Below are 14871 nucleotides of genomic sequence, written 5' to 3'. Positions count from 1 at the left end.
GGGGGCGCGGCTCAGCCACGAGCTGCCTCCATGAGTGCGCGATCGACGTCGGTACCGGCGGCCTCGGCGGCGCGCCGGGCCTCGACCGCGCGACGGTAGTCACGCGGCATGATCACGCTGAAGCGCTCGGACCAGCGTCCCCAGTCGGCCAGCAGCGCCGAGGCCACCGGCGACTCGGTGTCGGTCGCGTAGCGGACCAGCACGTCGCGCAGCCACTGGGCGTTCTCGCCGTCCAGCGGCTCGACGTCCACCATCTCGCCGTTGACCCGGTGGCGGGCCAGGTCGAGCACGTAGCCGATGCCGCCGGACATGCCGGCCGCGATGTTGCGCCCGGTCGGGCCGAGGATCACCGCGCGCCCGCCGGTCATGTACTCCAGCGCGTGGTCGCCCACGCCCTCGACGACGGCCAGCGCGCCGGAGTTGCGCACGCAGAACCGCTCGCCGACCCGGCCGCGCAGGAAGATCTCCCCCGCGGTGGCGCCGTAGCCGATGACGTTGCCGGCGATGACGTTGTCCTCGGCGGCGAAGGTGGCCTCCCGCGCGGGCCGGACGACGACCCGCCCGCCCGACAGGCCCTTGCCGACGTAGTCGTTGGCGTCACCCAGCAGCCGCATGGTGATGCCCCGCGGCACGAAGGCGCCGAAGGACTGGCCGGCCGACCCGGTGAAGGTCAGGTCGATCGTGCCGTCGGGCAGCCCCTCGCCGCCGAAGCGCCGGGTGACCATCGAGCCGAGCATCGTGCCGACGGTGCGGTTGACGTTGCGGACCGGCAGCTCGAGGCTCACCGGCCGCGCGTCGAACAGCGCGCCCTCGCACAGCTGGATGAGGGTCTGGTCCAGCGCGACGTCCAGGCCGTGGTCCTGCTCCCGCACCCGGTGCCGGGAGGCGCCCTCGGGCAGCTCCGGCACGGCGAGCACCGGGGTGAGGTCCAGCCCCGCGGCCTTCCAGTGGTCCACCGCCTTGCGGGTGTCGAGCAGCTCTGCGTGACCGATGGCCTCGTCGAGGGAGCGGAAGCCCAGCTCGGCCAGGTACTGGCGGACCTGCTCGGCGAGGAACTCGAAGAACGTGACCACGAACTCCGGCCGCCCGGTGAACCGCTTGCGCAGCTCCGGGTTCTGGGTGGCGACGCCGACCGGGCAGGTGTCCAGGTGGCAGACGCGCATCATCACGCAGCCGGAGACGACCAGCGGAGCGGTGGCGAAGCCGTACTCCTCGGCGCCCAGCAGCGCGGCGATGACGACGTCGCGGCCGGTCTTCATCTGCCCGTCGCACTGCACGACGATGCGGTCGCGCAGGCCGTTGGCCAGCAGCGTCTGCTGCGTCTCGGCCAGGCCCAGCTCCCACGGCGAGCCGGCGTGCTTGAGGGAGGTCAGCGGCGCCGCGCCGGTGCCGCCGTCGTGCCCGGAGATCAGGACGACGTCGGCGTGGGCCTTGCTCACCCCGGCCGCGACCGTCCCGACCCCGACCTCGCTGACCAGCTTGACGTGGACCCGCGCCTCGTTGTTGGCGTTCTTCAGGTCGTGGATCAGCTGCTTGAGGTCCTCGATCGAGTAGATGTCGTGGTGCGGCGGCGGGCTGATCAGGCCGACGCCCGGCGTCGAGTGCCGGGTGCGGGCCACCCACGGGTAGACCTTCTGGCCGGGCAGCTGACCGCCCTCGCCGGGCTTGGCGCCCTGGGCCATCTTGATCTGGATGTCGTCGGCGTTGACCAGGTACTCGCTGGTGACGCCGAACCGGCCGCTGGCCACCTGCTTGATCGCCGAGCGGCGCAGGTCGCCGTTCGGGTCGGGCACGAAGCGGTCGGGGTCCTCGCCGCCCTCACCGGTGTTGGACTTGCCGCCCAGCCGGTTCATGGCGATCGCGAGGGTCTCGTGCGCCTCCTGCGAGATCGAGCCGTAGCTCATGGCGCCGGTGGAGAACCGCCTGACGATCGCGCTGACCGGCTCGACCTCCTCCAGCGGCACCGGGGGGCGCACGCCGGTGCGCAGCGTGAACAGCCCGCGCAGCGTCGCGGCGTCCTCGGAGAGCTGGTCGACGGTCTTCGTGTACTTCTCGAAGACCTCGTACTGGCGCGACCGGGTGGCGTGCTGGAGCAGGAACACCGTCTCGGGGTTGAACAGGTGCACCTCCCCCTCGCGGCGCCACTGGTACTCGCCGCCGGTCTCCAGGCGCCGGTGGGCGCGCTCGGTGGGGTTCTCCGGGTAGGCCCGGCGGTGGCGCATGGCCACCTCCTCGGCGAGGACGTCGATGCCGACACCGCCCAGCGGGCAGGAGGTGCCGGTGAAGTACTCGTCGACGACCTCCTGGGACAGGCCGACGGCCTCGAAGATCTGCGCCATCGTGTACGAGCCGACGGTGCTGATGCCCATCTTGCTCATGACCTTGAGGACGCCCTTGCCCAGCGCCTTCACCACGTTGCGGACCGCCTGGGCGGGCTCGACGCCGGTGAGGACGCCGTCGCGGATGAGGTCCTCGATGGACTCGAACGCCAGGTAGGGGTTCACCGCGGCGGCGCCGTAGCCGAGCAGCAGCGCGACGTGGTGGACCTCGCGGCAGTCGCCGGACTCGACGACCAGCCCGACCTCCATGCGGGTCTTCTGCCGCACGAGGTGGTGGTGGACGGCGGCGGTCATCAGCAGCGACGGGATGGGGGCGCGCCGCTCGTCGCAGTCGCGGTCGGACAGCACGATGACGCGGGCGCCGGCGGCGATCGCCTTGCTGACCTTGGTCCGCAGCTGCTCGATCGCCTCGGCCAGCGCCGTCCCGCCGCCGTTGACGTCGAAGTGGCCGGTGATCCGGACGGCGGCGTACCCGGGCAGGTCGCCGTCGTCGTCGATGTGCAGGATCTTGGCCAGCTCGTCGTTGTCGATGACCGGGAACGGCAGGAACACCTGGCGGCAGGACGCCGGGGTGGCCTGCAGCAGGTTCTGCTCCGGGCCGAAGGTGCGCCCGAGGCTGGTCACCAGCTCCTCGCGGATGGCGTCCAGCGGTGGGTTGGTCACCTGGGCGAACAGCTGCCCGAAGTAGTCGTAGAGCAGCCGGGAGCGGTCCGACAGCGCCGCGACGGGGGTGTCGGTGCCCATCGAGCCGATCGGCTCCGCGGCGGTCGACGCCATCGGGGTGAGCAGGACGCGCAGGTCCTCCTCGGTGTAGCCGAACAGCTGCTGCCGGCGGACGACGGACTCGTGGCTGGGCCGGGCGCGGCGGCGCTCGGGCAGCGTGGGCAGGTGCACGAGGCCCGCGTGCAGCCAGTCCTCGTAGGGGTGCTCGGCCGCGAGCGCGCCCTTGACCTCCTCGTCGGAGACGATCTTCCCCGCCGCGGTGTCCACGAGGAACATCCGGCCCGGCTGCAGCCGGCCCTTGGCGAGGACCTCCGAGTCGGGGATCTCCAGGACGCCGACCTCGCTGGCCAGGACGACGAGGTCGTCCTTGGTGTGCCACCAGCGGCCGGGGCGCAGGCCGTTGCGGTCGAGGACGGCGCCGATGAGGGTGCCGTCGGTGAACGCCACCGCGGCCGGCCCGTCCCAGGGCTCCATGATCGAGGAGTGGAACCGGTAGAAGGCCCGGCGGGCCGGGTCCATCTCGTCGTGGTTCTCCCACGCCTCCGGGATCATCATGAGCACCGCGTGCGGCAGCGAGCGACCCGACAGGTGCAGCAGCTCGAGCACCTCGTCGAAGGTCGCCGAGTCGCTGAAGTCGCTGGCGGTGACCGGGAAGATCCGCTCCAGGCCGAGCTCGGAGGCCGGGCCGGCCGGCCCGTCGAACAGGGCGGTCTCCAGCTTGGCCTCGCGGGCCCGCATCCGGTTCCGGTTGCCCTTGATGGTGTTGATCTCGCCGTTGTGCGCGATCAGCCGGAACGGGTGGGCCAGCGGCCAGCTCGGGAAGGTGTTGGTGGAGAACCGGCTGTGCACCAGGGCGATCGCCGACTCGTAGCGCTCGTCGCGCAGGTCGGGGAAGAACGCCGGCAGCTGGTCGGTGGTCAGCATGCCCTTGTAGGTGATCGTCCGCGACGACAGCGAGGCGATGTAGAGGGAGCTGCCGGCCTCGGTCGCGGCCCGCTCGGCGCGCTTGCGCAGCACGAAGGCCCGCCGCTCGAGCCGGGTGACGCCGTTGACGGCTGCGCCGCCGCCGAAGGCGGTGGTGTCGGCGCGGGCGCCCATGGTCTCGGCGACGAACAGCTGGGCGAAGTGCGGCATCACCGCGCGCGCGGTGGGGCCGACGTCGGCACCCTCGGCGTCCACCGGCAGCTCGCGCCAGCCGAGGACGGTGAGCCCCTCCTCGGCGGCGAGACGGGCGACGTCCTCGTGGCGGGCGGCCCGCTCGGCCTCGTCGACGGGCAGGAAGGCGATGCCGACGGCGTACTCGCCCATCGGGGGGAGGTCGAAGTCGACCTCGGCGCGCAGCAGCGCGTCGGGGACCTGCGTCAGGATGCCGGCGCCGTCACCGGAGTTGGGCTCGGAGCCGGCCGCGCCACGGTGGTCGAGGTTGTGCAGCGCGGTCAGGCCGGCGGCGACGATCCGCCGGCTGCGCCGTCCCTGGACGTCCGCGACGAAGGCCACGCCACAGGCGTCCTTGTCGTTGGCCGGGTCGTAGAGACCGGAGGCGGCCGGGACTGCCGAGAACGGCACGGAGGAGGGGACGGCGGTCCCGCGTGGGGCGGGGGACGCAGCGGCGGGGGCGGGGAACTCGGACATGTCACTCCCGTCGTCGGCGCGCCGTCCGCGGCCGTCGTCGATGACGGAGCGGGCGGGGGGCGGAGGCCCGGGGCCGGTGGTCAGAGGGCAGAGGTGCGGCACTGCGGGAGAGCCCGAGCGGGGGGCGATCCGTGATCGCCTGTCCCACCCTGGCTCACGAGCCCCGGAAGAGGTGCCCCCGGGGCTGTCGTCCGCGGGGCGGCGCTGGCCCGGTTCCGACGCAAGCGCCCTCGACAGGATCACTGGGAGGGCTGGACAGAAGGGTACACAGACGTAACACGGGCCTCACACCGCCAAACCCCGCTCGCGGCGCGTCGCGCTCAACTCTCCGTGGGGCGCCGGTGGTCGTCCTCACCTGGGGGTTCGCCGGCGGCGGCCTCGGCCCCACCGGGCGCGATCGCCGGGGACGCGGCGGCGCGGTCCTGACCGGCCCCGACAGTGTCGGGAGTCTCACGTCCGCGGGTGACCACCTCGCGCGGACGGCCGCGCTGCCAGACCAGGTAGGCGACGGCCAGCAGGCCGACGACGACCGAGGTGAAGACGTTGAGCCGGACGCCGAAGAACGTCTCCGCCGGGTCGGTGCGCATCAGCTCGATCCACAGCCGGCCGGCGCAGTAGCTGGCCACGTAGAGGGCGAAGGCCCGGCCGTGGCCGAGGCTGAACCGGCGGTCGGCCCAGATGACGAACGCCGCGGCGGCGAGGTTCCACAGCAGCTCGTAGAGGAACGTCGGGTGGAACGTGCCCAGCACCACCGGTTGCCCGTCGGCGCCCACGACCGCCCCGGTGCCGTTCCACTGGTGGATCGTCAGCGCCCACGGCAGGTCGGTCGGGCCGCCGTAGAGCTCGTTGTTGAACCAGTTGCCCAGCCGGCCGATGGCCTGGGCGACGAGCAGGCCGGGCGCCAGCGCGTCGGCGAAGGCCGGCAGCGGGATGCCGCGGCGGCGGCAGGCGATCCACGCGCCCACCCCACCGAGGGCGATCGCCCCCCAGATGCCGAGGCCCCCCTCCCAGATGGCCAGCGCGCGCAGCGGGTCGCCGCCCTCACCGAAGTAGGGGCGGGGGCTGGTGACCACGTGGTAGAGCCGGCCGCCGACGATCCCGAACGGGACCGCCCAGACGGCGATGTCCAGGACGTCGCCCTCCGCCCCGCCGCGGGCCCGCCAGCGCCGGTCGGTCAGCCAGATGGCGGCGACGATGCCGGCGATGATGCACAGCGCGTAGGCGCGGATCGGCAGCGGCCCGAGTTCCCAGACGCCCTGGGTGGGGCTGGGGATGGCGGCCAGCGTCGTCATGCGGGCGCCCCGGCCCGGCGGCGCACGCCCTCGGCGAGCTCGGCGGCGAGCGCACGGACACCGGCCGGGCCGCGGCCGTCGAGCAGGGTGCGCACGAACGCCGAGCCGACGATGACGCCGTCGGCGAAGGCGGCCACCTCGGCGGCCTGGTCGCCGTCGGAGACGCCCAGGCCCACGCAGACGGCGAGGTCGGGAGCGGCGGCGCGGGTGCGGGCGACCAGCTTCTCGGCGGCGTCGCCGACCGTGGCGCGCGTACCCGTGACACCCATGGTCGAGGCGGCGTAGACGAACCCCCGGCAGGCGGCCGTCGTGGACACCAGCCGGGCGTCGGTGGACGACGGCGCGACGAGGAACACGCGGTCGAGGTCGGCTCGCTCGGCGGCTGCCAGCCACTCCGCGGCCTCGTCGGGGATGAGGTCGGGCGTGATCGCCCCCGCTCCCCCGGCGGCGGCCAGGTCGGTGGCGAACCTCTCGACCCCGTAGCGCTCGACCGGGTTCCAGTAGCTCATGACGACCGGCACCGCGCCGGCGGCGGCGACCGCCGCGACCGCCCGCAGCGCGTCGCGCAGGCCGACGCCGGCGCGCACGGCCACGTCCACGGCCTGCTGGATGACCGGCCCGTCCATGCCGGGGTCGCTGTAGGGGACGCCGACCTCGACGACGTCGGCGCCGCCCTCGACGGCGGCGACCATGGCCTCGATGGAGGCGTCGACGTCCGGGTAGCCGACCGGCAGGTAGGCGACCAGGGCCGACCGCCCCTCCGCCCGTGCCGCCGCGATCCGGTCTGCCAGCAGGCTCACGCCGTCTCCCCCGCGTCCTGGCCGGCGACGGCCTCGTCGTTGCTGACCGCGCCCTCGGTGGGCTGCTGGTCGGTGTCCAGGCCGGGGCCCGGGTCGACCTCCTCGCGGTCACCCAGCCCGAACCAGCGCGACGCCGTCTCGACGTCCTTGTCGCCGCGACCGGACAGGTTCACCAGCAGCAGCGCGTCCGGTCCCAGCTCCTTGCCGAGCGTGATCGCGCCGGCCAGCGCGTGGGCGGACTCGATCGCCGGGATGATCCCCTCGGTGCGGCACAGCAGCGCGAAGGCCTCCATGGCCTCGGCGTCGGTGACCGGGCGGTACTCGGCCCGTCCGATGCTGTGCAGGTAGGAGTGCTCGGGACCGACGCCGGGGTAGTCCAGCCCGGCGCTGATCGAGTGCGACTCGATGGTCTGGCCGTTGTCGTCCTGCAGCAGGAACGAACGGGCGCCGTGCAGCACGCCCGGCGAGCCGCCGGTGATCGTGGCGGCGTGCCGGCCGGTCTCCACGCCGTCCCCGCCGGCCTCGAGGCCGATCAGGCGCACGCCCTCGTCGGGCACGAAGGCGGTGAAGATGCCGATGGCGTTGGAACCGCCGCCGACACAGGCCAGGACGGCGTCGGGCAGCCGGCCCTCCCGCTCGAGCACCTGCGCGCGCGCCTCGTCGCCGATCACCCGCTGGAAGTCACGGACCATCGCCGGGAACGGGTGCGGGCCGGCCACCGTGCCGAAGACGTAGTTGGTGGTCTCCACGTTCGTGACCCAGTCGCGGAACGCCTCGTTGATCGCGTCCTTCAGGGTGCGCGAACCGGTGGTGACCGGGATGACCTCGGCGCCGAGCAGCCGCATCCGGGCGACGTTGAGCGCCTGCCGGCGGGTGTCCTCCTCGCCCATGTACACCGTGCAGGACAGCCCCATGAGCGCGGCGGCCGTGGCGGTGGCCACGCCGTGCTGGCCGGCGCCGGTCTCGGCGATCACGCGCGTCTTGCCGATGCGCCTGGTCAGCAGGGCCTGACCCAGCACGTTGTTGATCTTGTGCGAGCCGGTGTGGTTGAGGTCCTCGCGCTTGAGCAGCACGCGCGCGCCGCCGGCGTGGGCGGCGAACCGCGGCACCTCGGTGATGGGGCTGGGCCGGCCGGTGTAGTCCCGTTGCAGCCGGGCGAACTCCTCGAGGAACGCCGGGTCGACCCGCATCGCCTCGTAGGCCTCGGTGAGCTCGTCGAGGGCGGCGATCAACGCCTCGGGGACGAAGCGGCCGCCGAAGACCCCGAAGTGGCCGGTGGCGTCGGGCCAGCCCGGGCGCGCCGGAAGGAGCTGCTCCTCGGGCTGCGGTGGGCTGGTCGTCGTCATGCCCCCAGCCTAAGGACCTCCAGGCCCGCCACCGTGGAAGGACCCCGTCCTCCTCGTCCGCACGCTCGGGACGAGCCCCGGACGAGGCCGGCGGCGGGCCCCTACCGGGCGACCAAGATCAGCGACTGGTGCGGGGCGTGGCGGGGTGCGAGCCGGCGGTGACCAGGTCGGCGACCGCCTGGCGGGCGTCCCCGGCGGTGACCAGACCCTCGCCGACGAGGACGGCGTCGGCCCCGGCGGCGGCGTAGCTGATCAGGTCGTGCGGCCCGCGGACGCCGGACTCGGCGACCTTCACCACCCCCGACGGCAGCCCGGGGGCGATGCGCTCGAACGTGGAGCGGTCGACCTGCAGGGTGGTGAGGTCGCGGGCGTTGACCCCGATGACCGCCGCGCCCGCGGTCAGGGCGCGGTCGGCCTCGGCCTCGGTGTGCACCTCGACCAGCGCCGTCATCCCCAGGGACTCGACCCGCTCGAGCAGGCCCACCAGTGCGTTCTGCTCGAGTGCGGCCACGATCAGCAGGACGACGTCGGCCCCGTGCGCGCGGGCCTCGTGCACCTGGTAGCTGCTGACGATGAAGTCCTTGCACAGGATCGGCACGTCGACCGCGGCCCGGACGGCGGCGAGGTCGGCCTGCGAACCGCCGAACCGGCGCCGCTCGGTGAGCACGCTGATCACCCGCGCCCCGCCGTCGGCGTACTGCGCGGCCAGGACGGCCGGGTCCGGGATCGCGGCGAGGGCACCCTTCGACGGGCTCTGCCGCTTCACCTCGGCGATGACCCCGACGCCGGGGGCCCGCAGGGCGGCGAGGGCGTCGCGCGCCGGCCGGGCGTCCTGCGCGGCGGCCTTCACCTCGGCGAGGGGGGTCAGGGCCTCACGGGCCGCGAGGTCCTCACGTACACCGGCGACGATCTCGTCGAGCACGGACACGTGTCCTCCCGCTGATCGTCGGACTGGCCTGGCGGTCCGGACCCGGCCTCCACCGGACCCGGGCTCCCACTCTAGAGGCGGCGCGGACCCCGCCTGCCCGGGGGGCCGCTGCACGCTGCGGCGGGGCGGTTGGCGCCATCCGGTCCGGGGTAGGGATCAGGGTTCGCGTCCACCCGGCTCCGTCGGGTCCACCCCCCGGTCCAGAGCGCGCCAGGCGTCGAGGGCGCGGTCCTCGTCGGTCCGCGGCGGGGGGGGGGGGGGGGGGGGGGGGGGGGGGGGGGGGGGGGGGGGGGGGGGGGGGGCGCCCGGCGCGGCGGGGGGGGGGGGGGGCGGGGGGGGGGGGTGGGGGGGGCCCCCCGGGGGGGGGGGGGGGGGCCCCCCGGGCGTGCCGGGATCAGTACCAGCCGCGGGCCTGGCTGTGGTTCCACGCCCCGCAGGGGGTGCCGTACCGCTTTCCGATGTAGATCAGCCCCGCCTTGATCTGCCGGTACGGGTCCGAGGTCTTGCGGATGCCGGTCATGGCCCACGTCGAGTCGAGGAACTGGGGGATGCCGTACGCGGTGCTCCTCGGGTTCTGGGCCCTGGGGTTCCAGCCGCTCTCCCGCTCCCAGAGCCGGTCGAGGCAGCCGAACTGGGTCCTGTTGCCACCGACCTGGCCCAGGGCGTGGTTCTTGTAGGCCTGCTTCTCACCGGCGCTGGTCGACGTCGTGGACGCCCCGTCCGCCCGGGCGACCGACTGTCCGGTGGGGGCGAGAGCGAGGGCGAGGGTCAGGACGCCGACGGTGGCGAGCCGGTGCAGGGAGCCGGATCGGTGGGTGTGCTGGTTGTGCATGGTGCGGTCCTCGAGCTGTGTGGAGCCCGGCGCCGTCGGCGCCCGGCGGGCGTGCGGGACCGGCCGCGGCGGTGGTCGTGCCGTCAACCGGGCATGCGGCACCGGCCGGACACAGGCGCCCGGCTGGAGCCGTCGGTCGACAGTGCGGGCCGCACGGCTGGTTCCTGGGATGTGGGCAGGCGGGAGCGCGACGGTCCCGGACCTGCGGGGGCGCGCGGGAGCTGAGGCCCCGGGCGGGGTGGTTCTCCGTTCCTCCCTGGCCGCCTACCGGGTCAGCTGACGGGTTCGGGCTGGGAGTGCCCTACCCGCTCCCGGGTGTGCCCGGGAGCGGGACTCACCCCGGTGGTGCGGGTGGGTCCCCGGCTCGCGCCCACGGTGGGAGCGACTCGGCGGCGTCCGGCGCGGGCTCCCCAGGCTCGGGAGGCGACGATCGGCCGGACACCGCCACCGTAAGAACGCAACGCACATCGCGCCACTCGATGGTCGCCGGTCCTCTGTGGCGCCATGCGCCTGGCGGCGGGATGTGCGTCACTGTGAGCGTCATGACCGTGGCGTTCCGGAATGGGCGCCGTGGGCGGCCCCTTGGAACCCACGTGGACCTGTTCTCTCCCGTGACCCTGGGCGACCTCGAGCTCGCCAACCGCGTCGTGATGGCCCCCCTGACCCGCATGCGCTCCGGCGCGTCCGGCGTCCCCGGTGACCTGGTCGTCGAGCACTACCGGCAGCGCGCCGGCGTCGGCCTGATCATCACCGAGGGCACCTATCCCGACCAGGCGGGCCAGGCGTTCGTCGGCCAGCCCGGCATCGTCACCGACGAGCAGGTCGAGGGCTGGCGCCGCGTCGCCGAGGCCGTGCACGCCCGCGGCGGCCGGATCGTCCTGCAGGTCATGCACGGCGGCCGGGTCACGCACCCCGACGTCAACGGCGGTCGCCGAGTCGTCGCCCCCAGCGCCATCGCCATCAACGGCGAGGGGCACACCGAGAAGGGCAAGCAGGCCTACCCGGTGCCCCACGCGCTGACCGTCGAGGAGGCCCGGGCGACGGTGCAGGACTTCGTCTCCGCCTCCCGCCGGGCGATCGAGGCCGGCCTGGACGGCGTGGAGATCCACGGCGCCAACGGCTACCTGCTGCACGAGTTCCTCTCGCCGACGTCCAACCAGCGCACCGACGAGTACGGCGGCTCCCCTGCGAACCGGGCGCGGTTCGTCGTCCAGGTGGTGGCCGCGGTGGCCGCGGCGATCGGCGCCGGCAGGGTCGGGCTGCGGATCTCGCCGGAGCACGGCATCCAGGACGCCCTCGAGACCGACCGGGACGACGTCCTCGCCACCTACGGCACCCTCCTCGACCAGCTGGCCCCGCTGGGCCTGGCCTACCTGTCGGTGCTGCACCGCGAGCCCGCCGGTGACCTGGTGCAGGAGCTGCGCCGGCGCTTCGGTGGCCCGCTGATCGCCAACAGCGGCTTCGGCTCGGTCACCACCCGGGAGGAGGCGGTGCAGCTCATCGAGGCCGCCCACGCCGATGCCGTCGCCGTCGGCCGCCCGGTCATCGCCAACCCCGACCTGGTCGAGCGCTGGGCCGGGGAGCACCCGGAGAACGAGCCGAGGGCCCACCTGTTCTACGCCAGCGGCGCCGAGGGCTACACCGACTACCCGACGCTGCAGGACCGTCAGGCCAGCTGAGCCCGCAGTCCGTGCACGGGTCGTGGTCTCGCGTCGCCCGAGACCGCGACCCCCGTCCAGGACGCGTGACGACCGGACGTCGAGGGCCCTCCCGATCGGATCGGGAGGGCCCTCGACGCGTGTACGGGAGAGGTCGGCCCCTCCCCGGGGACTCAGCCCCGGCGGCGGCCCAGGAGCCAGCCGACGAGGACGCCGAGCAGGGTGAGCCCGGCACCGCCGAGCGCGCCGGTCACCAGGGTCCGGACGTCGGACGGCGCAGCCGGCGCCGCGGCGGCCCGGCCGGCGAACACCTGCGGCTGGCCGGCGGCCGCAGGGGCAGCGGTCGGAGCGGCCACCTGCGTGTCGCTCACCGCGGCCGCCGACGGGCGGGCCTCGGCCGGAGCCGCCACCGGCGCCGCGGCACCGGTCAGCTCGTCGTCGATCGCCTTGAAGAACTGCCCGGCCATCCGCTTGGCGACGCCGCTGATCATCCGCTGCCCCACACCCGCGACCGGGCCGCCGATCACCGCGTCGGCGGAGTAGGTGAGCGTGGTGGTCCCGGCGTCGGACGGCTCGAGGTTGATCGTGACCTGCGCCCGCGCGTTCCCCGGCGCGCCCGCCCCCGACGCGTGCATGACGTAGGACTTCGGCCTGTTCTGGTCGGTCAGCCGCACCTCGCCGGCGTACGTGCCCTTGATCGCGCCGACACCGACCGAGACGTTCATCTCGTACTCGTCGTCCCCGACCTTCCGCAGCGACTCGCAACCCGGGATCGTGCGGGCCAGCACCGCGGGGTCGGTGATCACGCTCCAGACGCGGTCCGGGTCGGCGTGCAGCACCGCAGAGCCGTCGAGGTTCACGCACTCACTCCTGTCCTCGCCCGGCGCGCGGCCGCGGCGGTCCGTTCCGAATCGGGTGATCGCATCAGGTCGTAGAGCTCGGTGGGTGAGATGGGCATGGCGGCGATCCGGCGTCCGGTCGCGTCCTCGATGGCCGAGGCGATCGCCGCCGTCCCCGGGATGACGCCGGCCTCACCGGCGCCCTTGAGCCCGAGCGGGTTCAGCGGCGAGGGCGTCTGCTGGTGGTCGATCACCACGTCCGGGATCTCCGACGCGTACGGCATGAGGAAGTCCATGAACGAGGCGTTCTGCAGCTGGCCGGAGTCGTCGTAGACCATCCGCTCGTACAGCGCGCCGCCGATGCCCTGCGCGACGCCGCCGTGCACCTGGCCCTCGACGATCATCGGGTTGACGATGTTCCCGCAGTCGTGGACCACCGCGTACCTCACGACGTCGATCTCCCACGTGGTCGGGTCGATCTCCACCACCGCCGCGTGGGCCCCTGACGCGAACGTCGACCGGATCGGCGAGTAGTAGTCACGGTGCTCCAGGCCGGGTGCGTCGCCCTCGGCCACCGGCGGCTTCGTGTCGTCGTGCGTGGCGAACTGGGTGGCCTGCTTGGCGGCCTCGTCGAACGCGTAGCGGAGCGGGTTGGAGAGGACCGCGACCGTCCGCAGCGGGATCGAGGCCCCGGGGGTGCCGCGCACCTGGACGACGCCGTCCTCGATCTCCAGGTCGCCGGGGTCGGCCTCCAGGACGTCGGCGGCGATCCGCAGCGCCTTCTCCCGCACGCCGCGCGCGGCCAGGGCGATGGCGTTGCCGCTCATCACCGCCGCGCGCGAGGCGAACGTGCCGACGGCGTACCCGAAGCGCCGGGTGTCGCCGGTGGTCACCTCGACGTCCTCGATGGGCACGCCGAGCTCCGAGGCCACGATCTGCGCGAACGCCGTCTCGTGGCCCTGGCCCTGCGAGGTCAGCCCGGTCGAGACCAGCACCTTGCCGCTGCCGAGCACCTGCACGTGCCCGCCCTCGTACGGACCGGGCCCGGTGCCCTCCACGTACAGCGCCATGCCGACGCCGAGCAGCTTCCCGCGCGCCTCGGCGTCGGCCCGCAGCTCGTCCGCGGCGGACCAGCCGACCAGCGTGCGCAGCTTGTCCAGCAGGCCCGGGTAGTCGCCGGAGTCGTAGATGACCGGCCGGCCGTCCTGGAACGTCAGCCGGTGGTCGTAGGGGAACTGGTCGGGCCGGATGAGGTTCCGCTCCCGGACGACCGCGCGGTCGAGCCCGAGCGCGTCGGCGACGCGGTCCATCGTCCGCTCCATCGCGTAGCAGCCCTGCGGCCGCCCGGCGCCGCGGTACGGCGTCACGATGACGGTGTTGGTGAAGACGCTCTCCACGATCACCCGGTACACCGGGATCGCGTACGGGCCGACCAGCTGGGTCGCCGTCACGATCGGCACGATGATCCCGTAGGGCGTGTACGCGCCGTTGTCGTGCCAGATGTGGACGTCGAGGGCGGTGATCCGGCCGTCGTCGTCGTACCCGACGGTGATCTCCTGCCGCTGCTGGCGCTCGTGGGCGCTGGAGATGAAGTGCTCGCGGCGGTCCTCCGCCCACTTCACCTCCTGGCCCAGCGCGATGGCCGCCATCGGCACCAGCAGCTCCTCCGGCCACGGGTGCACGATCTTGACGCCGAAGCCCCCGCCCACGTCAGGCGCGATGACCTCGACCCTGTCCAGCGAGAGCCCCAGCTTCGCCGCGATGGCCGCGCGCACCGACGTCGAGGCCTGGGTGCTGGTGTAGACGCGCAGCGAGGAGTCGGCGGCGTCCCACCGCGCGTGCACGCCCTTGCCCTCCATCGGCATGCACGCGCTGCGCTCGATGTACTGCGTGAACGACAGCGTGTGCGGCGCCGACGCCAGGGCCGGCTCGACGTCCCCCGTCTCCTGGTGGTGCCGTGCCGCCACGTTGTCCGGGACGTCGGGGTGGACGGCGGCCGTGGCCTCGCGAGCGGCGTCGACGCCGACGACGACCGGCAGCTCCTCGTAGGTGACCACGATCCGCTCGGCGGCGTCCTCGGCGAGGTACCGGTCGGTCGCCACCACCATGACGATCGGCTCCCCGACGTGGTTGACCTCCCCCTTGGCCAGCGGGTACCCGGTGCGCGGGGCGTGCAGCTGCGGGTGCGGGATGAGCACCGGCAGCGGCTCGGCGAGCGGGCCGGTGAGGTCCTCGTGGGTGTAGATCGCGACCAGGCCCTCGACGTCCAGCGCGGCCTCGACGTCGATGTCGACGATGCGGGCGTGCGCGTGCGGGCTGCGCACGAAGGCGGCGGCCAGGGCGGTGTGCCCGATGTCGTCGAGGTAGCGCCCCTTGCCGGTGATCAGGCGGGCGTCCTCACGCCGGCGGACCGGCTCACCGAACAGCTTCGTCGTCATCGCCATCCCCCGTCCGTCGTGCACGTCTGCGGATCCGCGCCGCG

Annotated in this window: 9 protein-coding genes and 1 riboswitch; of the genes, 1 reads left to right on the top strand and 8 read right to left on the bottom strand. The window is 73.9% G+C overall.

The window, feature by feature from the left end; translation table 11 throughout:
• Window positions 1-11 precede the first annotated feature (11 nt).
• The 6 genes from gltB to ACI78V_RS11690 all read right to left on the bottom strand — a co-directional run bounded on the left by gltB (window position 12) and on the right by ACI78V_RS11690 (window position 9892).
• Window positions 12-4628 carry a glutamate synthase large subunit gene (gltB, locus tag ACI78V_RS11715; protein WP_456851077.1) on the bottom strand — a complete coding sequence of 1539 codons (4617 nt, stop codon included), beginning with the start codon at window positions 4626-4628 and terminating at the stop codon, window positions 12-14.
• Between the two features lie 386 nt (window positions 4629-5014).
• Window positions 5015-5986: a prolipoprotein diacylglyceryl transferase gene (gene lgt / locus ACI78V_RS11710; RefSeq protein ID WP_456851076.1), complete on the bottom strand. Its 972-nt coding sequence runs from the start codon at window positions 5984-5986 to the stop codon at window positions 5015-5017.
• Window positions 5983-6786, bottom strand: a complete 804-nt coding sequence (trpA, locus tag ACI78V_RS11705) for a tryptophan synthase subunit alpha (RefSeq protein ID WP_456851075.1) — start codon at window positions 6784-6786, stop codon at window positions 5983-5985. Before trpA ends, lgt begins: the two co-directional genes overlap by 4 nt.
• Entirely contained in the window at window positions 6783-8132 is a 1350-nt protein-coding gene (gene trpB, locus ACI78V_RS11700) for a tryptophan synthase subunit beta (RefSeq protein ID WP_456851074.1), read from the bottom strand. The genes trpA and trpB overlap by 4 nt, the downstream gene beginning before the upstream one ends.
• A gap of 118 nt (window positions 8133-8250) precedes the next feature.
• A complete protein-coding gene (gene trpC, locus ACI78V_RS11695) occupies window positions 8251-9060 on the bottom strand; it encodes an indole-3-glycerol phosphate synthase TrpC (protein ID WP_456851073.1) in 810 nt (269 codons plus the stop codon).
• 394 nt (window positions 9061-9454) lie between these two features.
• Window positions 9455-9892: an aggregation-promoting factor C-terminal-like domain-containing protein gene (locus tag ACI78V_RS11690; protein ID WP_456851072.1), complete on the bottom strand. Its 438-nt coding sequence runs from the start codon at window positions 9890-9892 to the stop codon at window positions 9455-9457.
• A gap of 247 nt (window positions 9893-10139) precedes the next feature.
• Window positions 10140-10294, bottom strand: a riboswitch (cyclic di-AMP (ydaO/yuaA leader).
• Window positions 10295-10485: 191 nt separating this feature from the next.
• On the opposite strand from ACI78V_RS11690, the gene ACI78V_RS11685 reads away from it, so the two are divergent.
• Window positions 10486-11571: an alkene reductase gene (locus ACI78V_RS11685; protein ID WP_456851071.1), complete on the top strand. Its 1086-nt coding sequence runs from the start codon at window positions 10486-10488 to the stop codon at window positions 11569-11571.
• A gap of 152 nt (window positions 11572-11723) precedes the next feature.
• Here ACI78V_RS11685 and ACI78V_RS11680 read toward each other — a convergent pair whose 3' ends face one another.
• Together ACI78V_RS11680 and cutA are read right to left on the bottom strand one after the other, a co-directional pair.
• Entirely contained in the window at window positions 11724-12410 is a 687-nt protein-coding gene (locus ACI78V_RS11680; protein ID WP_456851070.1) for an SRPBCC family protein, read from the bottom strand.
• Window positions 12407-14827 (bottom strand): aerobic carbon-monoxide dehydrogenase large subunit, encoded by a 2421-nt coding sequence (gene cutA / locus ACI78V_RS11675; RefSeq protein WP_456851069.1) that lies wholly within the window; start codon window positions 14825-14827, stop codon window positions 12407-12409. Before cutA ends, ACI78V_RS11680 begins: the two co-directional genes overlap by 4 nt.
• Window positions 14828-14871 lie beyond the last annotated feature (44 nt).

It is taken from the genome of Geodermatophilus sp. SYSU D00742 (assembly GCF_054049935.1).
The sequence above is the reverse complement of the archived record's forward strand: the minus strand, read 5'-3'. Positions and strand labels throughout refer to the sequence as shown.